This is a genomic window from Kaistella jeonii (assembly GCF_000812865.1).
GTDB classification, from domain to species: domain Bacteria; phylum Bacteroidota; class Bacteroidia; order Flavobacteriales; family Weeksellaceae; genus Kaistella; species Kaistella jeonii.
Genome location: NZ_JSYL01000002.1, coordinates 627,338 through 641,768 on the forward strand (window position 1 = coordinate 627,338; position 14,431 = coordinate 641,768).

The 14,431-nt window shown below is 34.6% G+C and carries 11 protein-coding genes; 6 read left to right on the forward strand and 5 right to left on the reverse strand.

Going from position 1 to position 14,431, the window contains the following annotated elements; translation table 11 throughout:
- Positions 1–9: 9 nt before the first annotated feature.
- The 4 genes from OA86_RS05580 to OA86_RS05595 form a co-directional block, all read right to left on the reverse strand.
- Positions 10–2,661, reverse strand: coding sequence for a hypothetical protein (locus OA86_RS05580; protein ID WP_039349962.1), 2,652 nt, complete (start codon positions 2,659–2,661; stop codon positions 10–12).
- 131 nt (positions 2,662–2,792) lie between these two features.
- Positions 2,793–3,071 carry a hypothetical protein gene (locus OA86_RS05585; RefSeq protein WP_039349964.1) on the reverse strand — a complete coding sequence of 93 codons (279 nt, stop codon included), beginning with the start codon at positions 3,069–3,071 and terminating at the stop codon, positions 2,793–2,795.
- Positions 3,072–3,184: 113 nt separating this feature from the next.
- The gene (locus OA86_RS05590; RefSeq protein WP_039349974.1) at positions 3,185–3,979 is read right to left on the reverse strand and encodes a DUF2797 domain-containing protein; all 795 of its coding nucleotides are present in this window, start codon (positions 3,977–3,979) and stop codon (positions 3,185–3,187) included.
- Between the two features lie 34 nt (positions 3,980–4,013).
- On the reverse strand, positions 4,014–5,072 hold the full coding sequence (locus tag OA86_RS05595; protein WP_052257400.1) for a DUF389 domain-containing protein: 1,059 nt from the start codon (positions 5,070–5,072) through the stop codon (positions 4,014–4,016).
- A gap of 75 nt (positions 5,073–5,147) precedes the next feature.
- Between OA86_RS05595 and OA86_RS05600 the strand changes: the two genes are divergently transcribed.
- From OA86_RS05600 to OA86_RS05625, 6 genes are all read left to right on the forward strand, one after another.
- Complete coding sequence (locus tag OA86_RS05600; protein ID WP_039349977.1) at positions 5,148–6,176, forward strand: GDP-mannose 4,6-dehydratase; 1,029 nt, start codon at positions 5,148–5,150, stop codon at positions 6,174–6,176.
- A 96-nt stretch (positions 6,177–6,272) separates the two neighbouring features.
- A complete protein-coding gene (locus OA86_RS05605) occupies positions 6,273–6,494 on the forward strand; it encodes a DUF2795 domain-containing protein (protein ID WP_015807225.1) in 222 nt (73 codons plus the stop codon).
- A gap of 104 nt (positions 6,495–6,598) precedes the next feature.
- Positions 6,599–9,670, forward strand: a complete 3,072-nt coding sequence (secA, locus tag OA86_RS05610) for a preprotein translocase subunit SecA (RefSeq protein WP_039350543.1) — start codon at positions 6,599–6,601, stop codon at positions 9,668–9,670.
- 100 nt (positions 9,671–9,770) lie between these two features.
- Entirely contained in the window at positions 9,771–10,739 is a 969-nt protein-coding gene (locus OA86_RS05615; RefSeq protein WP_039349980.1) for an ROK family protein, read from the forward strand.
- Positions 10,740–10,887: 148 nt separating this feature from the next.
- Positions 10,888–11,451: a peptide-methionine (S)-S-oxide reductase MsrA gene (gene msrA / locus OA86_RS05620; protein WP_039349984.1), complete on the forward strand. Its 564-nt coding sequence runs from the start codon at positions 10,888–10,890 to the stop codon at positions 11,449–11,451.
- Positions 11,452–11,543: 92 nt separating this feature from the next.
- Positions 11,544–12,035 carry a thermonuclease family protein gene (locus OA86_RS05625; RefSeq protein WP_039349987.1) on the forward strand — a complete coding sequence of 164 codons (492 nt, stop codon included), beginning with the start codon at positions 11,544–11,546 and terminating at the stop codon, positions 12,033–12,035.
- Between the two features lie 174 nt (positions 12,036–12,209).
- On the opposite strand, the gene OA86_RS05630 is transcribed toward OA86_RS05625, so the two are convergent.
- Complete coding sequence (locus OA86_RS05630; RefSeq protein WP_039349990.1) at positions 12,210–14,348, reverse strand: S46 family peptidase; 2,139 nt, start codon at positions 14,346–14,348, stop codon at positions 12,210–12,212.
- Positions 14,349–14,431 lie beyond the last annotated feature (83 nt).

A 14,431-nucleotide genomic window follows, 5' to 3' on the forward strand; every position in this document is an offset into this window, starting at 1 on the left:
CTCGTTTAATTACGAGTCGGATTTCTTTTTAAATATATTTTTGAAAATTCCTTTTTCCTTAACTTTCTCTTTGGTTTCTTGAACTTTTTCTTTTACTTCAACTTCTGTTTGTTTCAAATCTTTACTATTCTCTTTTAATGCAGATTTTGTATTATCAATCGTTTTCTTAATTGTTTCTCCAACTTTAGGAGCATTAATTCCGATCAAAGTTTTCTTTAATCCTTGCTCAATTCCACGCCAGAACATATTGAAGAAAGATCTGGTTTTATCGCGCTCTACATTTTCCACCTGTACAGATTCCGGATAATTCCCAGAGTTAGTTTTCACAAAAACATTCGCGACCGCAGACAGAAATTTATTTTTTTCACCAGTTTGTTTCAGTATGGAAATTTTTAAATTTTGGTGCGCTATTTTTAAAGTTCCATTAATTCCCTGTTGCGTTCCTTTGAAATTGAAAATCAGATCAGAAATCAAACCTGTTGCAGTAATTTTCAGATAAGGTTCAATAAACGGATTAATCCTCGCAGCTGGCAAATCAGCAACATTTCCCGAAATAGAAAATGCATCATTCAAATTAGCGGTATCAAAACTCCATTTCACATTCATCGGAGAAGCATTCATGAAAAGACATTTTATAGTAATAGGAACTAACGTTGGCTTTCCTTTCATCTTCCCGGAATTCAGGTTTTTCACATTCATATCAAAATTATTGAAAGTGAGTTTTCCGGGACCATCACTTTTTTTGGTGTCTTCTTCATAAACTAGAACTGAATTTTTTAAATCTAAATTACGGATGAACATTGGAAATTTTATAGTTCTTAGTAATTTTGAATACAAGAGTTTTTCGGTGAGATCATCTTTTGGTATTTTACTTCGAAAGATATTTGCATTTGCACCAGATAAAGTCACTTGTGAAGCTTCTACAAACTTATTTGCAGAAATAAAATCCCAGTTTCCATTTACTGCTATTTGATTGACCTTAATATCATAGAGATCTTTTTCAGTCGGAATCATCCGAATAAATTGAGTTCTGGAAAATTTTGGGATCATTGCAAATTTTGAAATCTGTATCGTGTTTTTATTAAATTTTAATAAAGAAGCAGATAAATTGTAGAATTTTGTTTCATACGTAAAATTGCGTGTTGTTAAACTATAAAAACCAATTTTAAAAGGAATTGCCTCCTTTATGGTAGTTTCATTCATTTCGATATTCTGAATATTTGCATTCAGATCTTTTAAAATTAAAGGTTGCTTTCCTTTTTCATAAACCAGATTAGAATTTTTTAAACTCACATTTTTAACAATTAAAGGAAATGCAATTCCCTCAAAAGCCAGTTTCCTTTTCTTTGGATTTTCGCCACCTACAATTTTTCCATTCAGTTCGCTGACTAAAATATTTTGAATATTTAATTTCAGTTTATTATTTAAAAATGTCCAATCATTTATTTTTAAATTAATATTTTGAGCAGTAAGATCGAGCAACGTTTTATCAGAAGCAGAAACGGTTGGCTTTACGGAAATATTCTTCAAATCTGCCAATTTCGGAGAGATTGAAAGCGCTGCAACATTTACTTTTTCAGTATTAGAAATATAATTAATATTTTGTCCGTCAATTTTAAAATCATTGTACTGAAAAGGAATATTTCCTTTTGCAGTTTCTTCATTCATCTTAAATTTATTGAGATTCATGGTAAGATTTCCAGCTGAAAATAAAGGCGATCCATTGGGGTTTACAATATTAATTTTGGCATTATTAAAAGTAACATCATCTAAATTCACATCGTAAGTAAAACTTTTTTCCTTTTCTGCAGGCTTTACATTGGTTGTGAACATTTTCAACTCCGGATTTTCGAAACGAACTTTGGTCAGCGTGATTTTATTATTTTTAAGTTGAATATCCTTAAATTCCAGTTCGGAAGATTTAAAGTCGAACAAATTTCTTTTTTTAGGATAAAATCTTCTGAAATTTTGATAAGAAAGCAAAGGAATCACCGCCAGATCTTTAACGCTGATCTGCCCTTCTTTCGTCGTAATATATTTTGCGGTAAAAGCATACACATTATCGGAACGGAAATATAAATTTTTACCGTTGATCTTGTAATGATCAAAAGCAAAAGGAAGTTTATTCTCCAGAGACTCTTCATTCATCTGCAGATTCTCAACCTTTAAATTTAAATCATTCACCGAAAAAACTTTTTGTTTCGTCGATTTAAACACCTGAAAATTTCCTTTATTGATAGTGATATTTTCGACAGTAATATCATTTTTTTTCTTTCCAACTTTTTTATCCATTGGTTTTGGAAGAATAATATTGAGATGTGGATTTGAAAGTTTTAAATCAGAAGTATTAATTCTTTTATTGAAAATAATATCAAAAATCCCTAATCGGGCAATCGAAAGCGTATCAACAGTTCCCTGCAAACCAAGCTTATCAGTACGGTCTGGGTTTTTATTATTGATGGTGATTCCGGTAGAAAAAATATTTCCGGTTGCTAAATCGACGTCGAGCGTTTTATAAGTAACCAAATATTCAGAATTGTTCTTGATGTAATTTGGAAGGTTATTTTTGACCCAAAAATTTAAACCAAAATTTGCAAGAAGGAAAAGAAGGAATATAATTCCTGCGATAATCGAAAAAATTTTAAAGTATTTTTTTTTCATTTTAGAAACTATAAAAATTTTGTGCCATAAAAATGGTGGCGCTTTTAAATCTTAATTCTTTTTTCAATAAGATCAAATATAAAAAAAACATCCCACTAAAGGATGTTTATCAATTGGTAAAGAAAAAAAAATTACTTCTTCGCTTCTTTGTCTTCTTTTAATTTCTCAGCTTCAGATTTTTCTTTCTTTATGGCATTCTGTTCTTCATCCTGAACACCAACTGCAGTTTTCACTGTTGCAGAATCATCGCTCAGAATGGTAGAATCATTTACAATTAATGAATCTGAGGGTGCAATAACAAGTTCGGCATTATCATTTTTTGTAGTTTCGGTCTCTTTTTTATTACATGAATTCGCAACAAAAAAAGCAGCTGCAATCACTAACGAATACTGAATTAACTTTGTTTTCATAATTTTTTTATTTATTGTTACAATATTACAAAATAATTTCTCAAAATTTTATGCTTTAAATCATAGATAATGAACTACTTATAATATTAAATCAAATTAAAGAAAAAGAAATTTTAATCTATTTCCATCTCAATCACATAACCCTCATGTCCGCGAACATTGATAAAATCACCACCTTCGAAAGAAAGATACTGTCCCTTTATTCCTCTCAAAACTCCTTCAAATTCTGGTTTTTTATCTAACGTAAAAGAATTGATTTTTTCCGGCGCTTCGTAAGGATAATCTAATCTGCACATTTCTTCCTCCATGGAATAAAAGTTTTTAAAATCTTCTGGGAAATAATCTTTCACTTTCTCCCGAAAATCAGCCAGATCTAAATCGTCCTCGTAATCGTCTTCCAACATTTTTCGCCAGTTGGTTTTATCGGCGAGATGCTCTTTCATGGCAACTTCTATCATTCCCGCTTCATATCTATTCTGTGTTTTTGCGATCGGAAGTGCGAAAGTTGCTCCCTGATCAATCCAACGTGTCGGAATTTGAGATTCGCGCGTAACGCCCACTTTCACATCTCCTGTATAAGCAAGATATACAATATGTGGCGCAAGTTGAATTGATTCTTCAACCTCTAAATTTCGCTCGCCGATTCCCAGATGCGCAGTAGAAAGTTCCGGACGAATAATGGTTTCGCTCGCGTACGGACTTTCGAAAAAACATTTTTTACAAAAGCCCATACGGTAAATTTTCTCGTCATTACCACAGCTAACACATTCATAACCAATATGTTTTAATCTAATCTTTTTTTCAATTAATTGATTCATATTGATCAAATCATGGGATAAATTGAGATAATATTGAATAGGTTTCGCGTTTTGCGTGATCATTTTTAAAATTTGTCCTTGAAACTGCATAATGGTACTTTTTCGTAAATATAAAATTTTAAGATCAGTTTATATTATTTTGAGATTTTAATTGTTCTATCGCTTCTTGCAACGCCGAAATCTGTGTCTGAAGATTTTTCACCTCCGGATTTTGATTATTTTCTTGTCGTGGTGCATATTGCCATATCAAATGAATATCTTTCACCATATTATCATGATCATTTAATGTTTTTTTGCTTAACGTAATGCTGTCATTTAGCACTGTTACTTTTAAAAAATTTTGTCCTTTATCTTCAAATGTTTCGTATTTGATAATTGCAAGTTCAGGATGGTTTGTTTTAATACTTTTAATATAATTATCTGATCTTTCTTTAAGTTTTTCCAGATCCCATTTCTTCTTTGTAAGCAAGATACTTGGGAACAGGATAACTGCAGAAATTAAACTGATCAACAGATAGGTTTTTAGGTTTCTGACTTTATTTTTTTTAAGATAATATTTCTGATATCCAAGAATAATACTGAGAATAAAAGTTCCTACTCCAATAAAAAAACAATTAATAAGATAGTAATAGAAACCTCCCCAAAAATACTCCCAATTGCCATTTGCAATCCCAAAACCAGCGGTACAAAGTGGCGGAATACATGCTGTGGAAACTGCAACACCTGCAATTACTTTAATCGCTTCTTTTCTCACAATCCCAAGAAACCAAGCAAATCCTCCTAAAATAGCGAGAAAGCAATCAAAAATCGTTGCTGTTTTAAAACTTTCCAGTTGCGCAGTTTCTGAGTGAAAAGGAGAAATAAGAAAGTACATCGTAGAAGAGAATATTGCTACAACAATCATTAAAATCCAATTAACAATTCCTAATCGTATCAAATGTCGGTTTCCGATAGATAAACCAAAAGCAGCGCCTACAATTGGTCCCATCAAAGGCGAAATGAGCATTGCACCAATCACCGCTGCTGAACTATTCGTATTTAGACCAACGCAGGCAATACCCATTGAAATTACCAGAAGCCACAAATTATGACCCCGGAAAAAAATCCCTTCCTGTATTTCTGTAAAAGTAGTTTCTTCGTCTTCCTCTTTTGGTAAAACAAAAAGTTTACGGAAATCTATCATTAATTTTATTTTAAACAAAAGTAAGAAAACACCATTCAACTATTATTAATAAATTTGTCTTTAGAAAAAACAATGATGAACTATTTAATTACGGGAGGAAGCGGATTTATCGGGTCTCATTTGGTAGAACATTTATTAAAAAATGGACATTCTGTCATTAACATTGACAGTTTTGATGATTTCTATGATTACAAGATTAAGATTAAAAATACTTTAGAGTCCATCAGCAAAACGCTGGAATTTTCTTTCCATGACAAAGAGCTAGACATTCAGAAACTAATTTTCGAAACTTCTTCTAAAAATTATCAGCTTTATTATCAGGATATTCGGGATAAAGAAGGTTTAGAAAAAATATTCACCAAACATAAAGTTGACGTTATTATTCACTTGGCAGCTTTGGCCGGAGTTCGTCCTTCCATCGAACGACCGATGGATTATCAGGAAGTCAATATTAAAGGAACCATGAATCTTTGGGAATTGTGCAGAGAATTTAGCATAAATAAATTTGTAAATGCATCAAGTTCAAGTGTTTACGGGAATAATAAGAAAAGTCCTTTCTCTGAAGAAGATTCAGTTGATGAACCAATTTCACCCTATGCGGCAACAAAAAAATGTACGGAGGTTTTAGGTCACGTTTACCATCACTTATATAGGATTGATATGATTCATCTGCGGTTTTTCACGGTTTACGGACCTAGACAAAGACCCGATCTGGCGATTTACAAGTTCACCAAATTGATTAATTCCACCAAAGAAATTCCTTTTTATGGCGACGGTTCTACGGCGAGAGATTATACTTATATTGATGATATTATCGATGGAATCTTAAAATCTATCAATTATTTAGAAACCCATCAAAACGTTTACGAAATCATTAATCTTGGAGGTGGCGAAGTCATTAGTTTAGAGCAAATGGTTTCAACCATCGAAGAAAATTTAGATAAAAAATCTGACAAAAAATCACTGCCATTACAACCGGGAGATGTTCAAAAAACCAATGCTGACATCACAAAAGCAAGGTCATTAATCGGCTATCATCCAACGACTCACTTCAAAAATGGCATAAAAAAGTTTGTGGAATGGTTTTTGAAAAATGGTTCTTGAAAAAATTAGTGACAAAAATCAAAGTTTATTGAAAATCAGCGATAAAAACCTTTTTTATGTCGCCTAATTTTATACTTTTGCAAAAAATTATATTATATGTATTGGACATTAGAATTAGCTTCTTATTTAAGTGACGCACCTTGGCCGATGACGAAGGCAGAACTTATTGATTATGCAATTAGAACAGGTGCACCAATGGAAGTTGTTGAAAATCTTCAGGCAATCGAAGATGAAGGAGAGATTTATGAGTCTATCGAAGAAGTTTGGAGCGATTATCCAACCGACGATGATTTCCTCTGGAATGAGGATGAATATTAGAAAAAACTGCCGGTTGTCTCAAAAGACGATTGGCTTTTATATTTTAGAAAAATTTTAAAATTTTAATGGCTTAATGCTTGCGCAAAGAGCCGAAAGTAAATAATATGGGTTTTATAGACAAAGTTCTTAAAGGGTTCTTGGGTGATAAAAGTGTGACCGACCTGAAGGAAGTAAAAAAAGTAGTAAGTAAAATAAAAGTTGTTGAACCAGCTATTAAAGAACTTTCTGATGATGGCTTGAGAGATAAGACCGCAGAATTTAAAGAAAAATTAAAAGCTGCAACCGCAAATATCACTGCTCAGATTGAAGAAACTAAAGAACAGATCAAAAATTCTACCGATGTTGATGAGAAGGAAAACCTCTTTACCAAAATTGAAGAATTAAAAAAAGACTCCTACATTGTTGAAGAAAAAGTTCTTTTGGAAATTCTTCCGGAAGCTTTTGCATTGATCAAAGAAACTTCCAGAAGACTTGCTGAAAACGGAGAAATTCGGGTTACAGCGACTGAACTTGATTGCGAACTTGCTTCAACTAAAGATTTCGTTAAAATCGAGGGAGATACCGCAGTTTGGGTTAATCATTGGGATGCTGCAGGAACTGCGATCAAATGGGATATGATTCACTACGATGTTCAGTTTATTGGTGGTGTAGAACTTCACAATGGTAAAATTGCCGAAATGGCGACTGGTGAAGGAAAAACTTTAGTAGGAACTTTACCTATTTATTTAAATGCACTTCCAGGAAGAGGAGTTCACGTTGTTACTGTAAATGATTACCTGGCAAAACGTGACTCGGCTTGGATGGGACCTTTATACCAATTCCATGGTTTAACGATCGACTGTATAGATTTGCACCAACCGAATTCTGACGCAAGAAGAAAAGCTTACAACTCCAGTATTACTTACGGAACAAACAACGAATTTGGTTTCGATTATTTAAGAGACAACATGGTGACTTCTCCAACTGAACTTGTTCAGGGCGAATTAAATTTTGCGATCGTCGATGAGGTAGATTCAGTTTTAGTTGATGATGCAAGAACGCCATTAATTATTTCAGGACCAGTTCCTCAAGGTGACCGTCAGGAATTTGATGTATTAAAACCTTCAATTGACCGAATTGTTGAAATTCAGAAAAAAACTGTTTCAGGTCTTTTCAATGAAGCTAAAAAATTAATCGCCAACGGAAATAATAAAGAAGGAGGATTCAAACTTTTACAAGCTTATAGAGGTTTACCTAAATCCCGACCTTTAATTAAATATCTTTCTGAAAGTGGCCACAAAGCGCTTCTTCAAAAAGTAGAAGGTCAGTACATGGCAGATAACAACCGCGACATGCCGATTGTTGACAAAGACCTGTATTTTGTAATTGACGAGAAAAATAATCAGATTGATTTAACCGATAAAGGTGTTGAATATATGTCTGCTGGAAATGAAGATAAAGATTTCTTCGTTTTGAATGATATCGGTACCGAAATCGCAGAAATTGAAGCTAAAAATTTAACTAAAGAAGAAGAATTTGAAGCGAAAGAGAAAGTATTTGGAGATTTTGCAGTGAAATCTGAAAGAGTTCATACTTTAAGTCAATTGTTAAAAGCATATACTTTATTTGAGAAAGATGATGAATATGTTGTTATCGATGGCGAAGTAAAAATCGTAGATGAGCAAACCGGCCGTATCATGGAAGGAAGACGTTATTCAGACGGACTTCACCAAGCGATTGAAGCAAAGGAAAATGTAAAAATTGAAGCGGCAACTCAGACTTTTGCAACGATAACGCTTCAAAATTATTTCCGGATGTACAACAAACTCGCAGGAATGACAGGTACTGCGGAAACTGAAGCTGGCGAACTTTGGGAAATTTACAAATTGGATGTAGTAGTAATTCCTACTAACCGACCAATTGTTAGAGATGACAGACAAGATTTGGTGTACAAAACCAATCGTGAAAAATATAATGCGGTAATCGAAGAGATCGAAAGATTAACTGCAGACGGAAGACCAGTATTGGTTGGTACAACTTCAGTTGAAATCTCTCAATTATTATCAAGAGCACTTTCATTAAGAAAAATTCAACATAATGTTTTGAATGCAAAACTTCACGCAAGAGAAGCAGAGATTGTAGCAATGGCAGGTGGACCTGGAGTTGTAACGATTGCAACGAACATGGCAGGACGTGGAACCGATATTAAATTGCAGGGTGACGTCAAGAAAAACGGAGGTTTGGCAATTATTGGTACGGAAAGACATGATTCAAGACGTGTTGACAGACAGTTGCGTGGTCGTGCCGGAAGACAGGGAGATCCAGGAAGTTCCCAGTTCTACGTTTCTTTGGAAGATAATTTGATGCGTCTTTTCGGTTCTGAACGAATCGCGAAAATGATGGATAAAATGGGTCATAAAGAAGGCGAAGTAATTCAACACGGCATGATTTCCAAATCGATCGAAAGAGCGCAGAAAAAAGTGGAGGAAAATAACTTCGGTATCCGAAAAAGATTGCTGGAGTATGATGACGTGATGAACAAACAGCGTGACGTAATCTACAAAAGAAGAAAGAATGCACTGTTCGGTGATCACTTGAAATATGATATTTCAAACATGATTTTCGATGTATCGCAATCAATCGTTACGCAGGGAAAATTACAAGGTGACTTTAAAGAATTTGAATACGAAATTATCAAAAACTTTACCATGGAATCGCCTGTGACTTCAGACGAATTTAAAACCAAGCAAGTTCCGGAATTAACGAATTTACTTTTCAAAGCAGCCTCAGAAGATTATCAAATGAAGCTGAATTTGTTGAAAGAAAAATCATTCCCGATCATCGAAAACGTGTTCAAAAACCAAGGTTCGATGTTCAAAATGATTCAGGTTCCGTTCACAGATGGTATTAAAACAATGACCATTGTTACCGATCTGAAAGAAGCTCACGATACAAAATGTGATTCATTGATCACTGATTTCGAGAAAAATATTTCATTGTCTATCATCGATGAAAACTGGAAATTACACTTACGGGAAATGGATGATTTAAGACGTTCATCTCAAGGTGCGGTTTACGAGCAAAAAGATCCTTTGGTCATTTACAAACAGGAATCTTTTTATCTTTTCAGCGAAATGGTTGAGAGAGTCAACAAAGAAATTATTTCATTCTTATACAAAGGAGAGATTCCAGCGTAAGAATTCACCATTTATATTTAAAGCTTCTTCAATTTTATTGAGGAAGTTTTTTTGTGGCGATATATTAATTTTTGTACTTTTAATGACTAAATAATATTAAATGTCGTTAATAGATTTATCCAAACAAGTTGCACTGGGAGTTGATGTAGGCGGAACAAACACCAAGTACGGATTAGTCAACCATCGTGGAGACATTCTGGAAAAGGGAAGTCTCAAGACAGAAGATTATCCAAAAGTAGAAGATTTCATTGATGCTTTATATGAAAAAGTTTCCCCCTTAATTATGAAACATTGCGGCCAGAAACATTTCGATGGAATTGGAGTTGGCGCGCCAAATGCCAATTATTATCGCGGAACAATCGAGCAGGCTCCAAATCTTCGCTGGAAAGGCGTAGTTCCTTTTGCAGAATTAATGACAAAAAGATTTGAAGTACCCTGCAAAATGACGAACGATGCAAATGCAGCGGCTTTGGGAGAAATGATGTTTGGTGCAGCGCGTGGAATGAAAGATTTTATCATGATTACTCTCGGAACTGGAGTTGGCAGCGGAATTGTAGCAAACGGACAATTAATTTATGGACACGATGGATTTGCAGGAGAACTCGGACATACCATCGTAAAACCAGGCGGCAGAAAACACTGGAGCACAGGATCTGAAGGTTCATTAGAAGCGTACGCTTCTGCAACCGGCATTACGATCACAGCAAAAAAGATGCGCGCAGAATTTCCCGATTCTATGTTGAATCAATATCCTGAAGCAGAAATCAATTCAAAAGTTGTCTATGAATGTGCCAAAAAAGGTGACGCTACTGCGATTGAAGTTTTCCGATATACGGGACAGAAATTAGGAGAAGCTTTGGCGAATTTTGTCATGTTCTCTTCCCCCGAAGCGATCTTGCTTTTTGGTGGCGTCATTCACGCAGGTGATTTTATTTTGAAACCTACCAAACTTCACATGGAGCGAAATTTGCTACCCATCTTCCGAAATAAAGTAAAACTGGTTTTCAGTGAACTCGATGAAGCTGATGCCGCAATTCTAGGAGCAAGTGCACTTGTATGGGAAAAGTGACTGTCTTGGTTTTCTTAAAAATTAAGGACATATCCGATCTCACTCGATGAGTTACATCGAAAAAATCATCCTTTTTTTCATCATTATCTTTTGATTTCCTGAAAATTTACGGGCGAGTCGAAGATCATCAATAAATATATTTATAAAAATGGACAAACAGAATTTAGAAACGATCACTTTTGGTGGCGGTTGTTTTTGGTGCGTTGACAGCGTACTCGATTTATTAAAAGGTGTAGAATCTACAACATCAGGATATGCAGGAGGACACAAAGCAAATCCTACTTACGAGGAAGTTTGTACGGGAGAAACCGGTCATGCAGAAGTAGTAAAACTTACTTACGATCCCAAAATTATCTCTTACGAACAGTTAATGGATGTTTTCTTTTTCCTACACGATCCTACGCAACTAAACAGACAGGGAAATGATATCGGAACACAATACCGATCAGTGATTTTCTATAAAGATGATACCGAAAAAGCAAACGCTGAATCAGCAATCAAAACGTCAGAAGCCACAGGAAAATACAGCGGAAAATACGTAACTGAAATTACTAAACTGGAAGAATTCTATCCGGCGGAACAGTATCATCAAGGTTATTATGAGATAAATCCCAATCAACCCTACTGCAGTGCTGTAGTTGGACCAAAGATTGTGAAATTTAAAAAGCATTTCGGCGAATTAGGAATGCTTCGCGAAGATGCACGTTATTAAAATGAAAGCGAAGAAAAAATCTTCGCTTTTTTTTGCCCAAATTTTAATTCTATCTTCCGCCTTTAAAATTAAAAATCAAATATTATTTAACGATGAAAAAATTCTTTCTCCTCTTCCTTTTAATTTTTTGCTCGTTAGCTTTTTGTCAAACATACAAAGTCATCGGCGTAAAAGATGGCGACACGGTTTCTTTATTAATGGACGGAAAAGAACAAATCGTTCGTTTGGCAAATATTGATTGTCCGGAGAAGAAGCAAGATTATGGTACGAAGGCGAAGGAGATGGTTTCTGATCTTTGTTTTGGAAAAATGGTGAGTTTGCAAGGCGATGAAAAATCGGACAGGAATGGGAGAATGATCGCAGAACTCATTCTTCCAAATGGAGTTAACATTAATAAAACTTTGGTAAAAAATGGTTTAGCTTGGCATTTTAAAAAATATTCCAAAGATAATTCTTATGCGCAATTAGAAATCGAAGCTAGAAATAGAAAAGTAGGATTATGGAAAGAAAAAAATCCGATTGCACCGTGGATTTGGCGAAAGATGACCAAAGAAGAAAAGGCTTCTAATTCTTTTGCATTTTAAAATTGATATTGATCTCTCTTTGATTTAATGTAAACTATAATTCATTTTAACGAAAAGTTGAAAAGCTTTTCCTCATTAAATTTGAACGATTGCAAGAAAAGATTTCTTCTCAACTTATTACAAAAAAAAGACTGCCGAAAATTCGACAGTCTTTTTTTAAAATTATCTTCTGGTTTATTTTACCAAAACCATTTCGCTGATCAAGTGACCCGCATTACCGTATTTTTCGATAGTCCAAAGAACCATTCTGATATCTACGTTAATTGTTTTCTGCCATTTCTGATCGAAAATAATATCTCCACTTAGCGCTTCGCTGTTACCATCGAAAGCTAAACCTAGTAATCTTCCGTATCCATCCATAACTGGTGAACCAGAATTTCCTCCTGTGATATCATTATTTGTCAGGAAATTTACAGGCATAAATCCTTTTTTGTCTTTATAACGACCGAAGTCTTTTTTCTTCACCAAATCAAGGAATCTTTGAGGTAAATCAAATTCTTCATCGCCTTTTTTATATTTGGCAACCATTCCAGTAACATCGGTGTAATAATTATCTTTTTCACTGATGCCAAAATATTTTCGATCTGTTCTCTCTGGTAAAGTTGTAACGGTACCATAAGTAAGTCTCATTGTAGAATTTGCGTCTGGATAGAATTCTTTCTCAGGCTGAGATTTTCTTAATCCATCTAAGAATATTCTGCTGTTTTTAGCAAAAGCTTCGTCAACTTTAGCATATTTCTCGTTTTCTAATTTTTGATCGGTAACGTATCCGTTTGCAAATTTAAACATTGGATCTGCATCAATTTTCAATCGGTCCGGATTGTTTACAAAATTCATCGCTGACTCTTTGTTCGCAAATATAGAAGAAAATGCTTGTAGTGAGAGATTTTTCGCATCTGCACTCATCAAAGTTGGGGAAGCAACATCTTTATTTACTCTCTGCTGATAAAGGTTTACCATAGAATTCAGCATTTCACCTTCTAACTTTGTATTAAGCTTATCGTACGCTTTATCAATTGCATCGGTAACTTTCTGCTTCATGGCAGCTTTACCTGCTACATCTTGGTCTGCATAAGTTTTTAATAAAGTTCCTAACTGATAGGAAATAGGAATATATTTAGCATTCCGCTGAAGTTGACCAGAATAATTTCTCTCCACATTTCTGTCTGAGATCTGCGCATAATTTGCTTTAATATCATCTAAAACACCGCTATACATCGCTTGATTTTCTGGCAACAATGCCCATTTCATATATTTTTCCTCCAAAGATTTTTTCTCGGAGATCGTTCCGTTTTTCTCCACAGCATCGATTGTTCCCTGTCTGTTTTTCCAGTAATTTGCCACTGAAGCGTATTGGGAAGCATAATCAAGTTTTGTCGCCTGATCTTTGTCCATGAATTTTTTCATCACATCCATTGCAACTTTAGAAGCTTCAACCCATGCCGGGTAATCTTTATTAACCATTTGCTCAATTCCGTAAGAAGTCAAAAATCTATTTGTTCTTCCTGGGAAACCAACGATCATTGCGAAATCACCAGGTTTGTATCCTTTCAAAGAAATCGGAAGAGAATGTTTTGGCGTCATTGGAACATTGTTCGGAGAATATTCTGCCGGATTTCCGTTCGAGTCTGCATACACTCGGAATACAGAAAAATCTACAGTATGTCTTGGCCATTCCCAGTTATCGGTATCACCACCAAATTTCCCAAGGGATGCAGGAGGAGTTCCCACCAATCTTACATCTTTGAAATCTTGATAAACGAAATAGTAAAATTCATTTCCATTAAAGAAATCTCTTACCGTTACCACATATTTTCCGTTCTCAGAATTTTCCGTTTGAATCGCTTTATATTCTGCATCGATGATCGCTTTTCTTTCGTCAGCAGTCATGTTGTTATTTAACTTCGCATTGATTCGTTTGGAAACATCATCCATTCTCACCAAAAATCTTACTGAAAGACCTTTTGATGGAAGTTCCTCACTTTTTTTCATTGCCCAGAATCCGTTGGTCAAATGATCTTTTTCTGGAGTAGAAAGTGCAGCAATAGAACCGTAACCACAATGATGGTTCGTTAAAAGCAAGCCTTCTTTTGAAACCATTTCTGCCGTACAACCACCACCAAACTGAACAATCGCATCTTTTAAGCTGGATTTGTTTACAGAGTAGATTTCCTCTGGTGTGAGTCTAAGACCGTCTTTCTGCATATCAACGCCATTCAGTCTCTTAATCATCATCAAAAGCCACATTCCTTCGTCGGCTTTAAATTGTACAAAGCTCAACATGAATGTGAGCAACAATAATATTCTTTTCATTTATAAAATTTTTAATAGGGCTAATTTAAGAAAATCATTTCATATAAGACTTTAGTACAAAAAAAAATGGATGAGAAAAACTC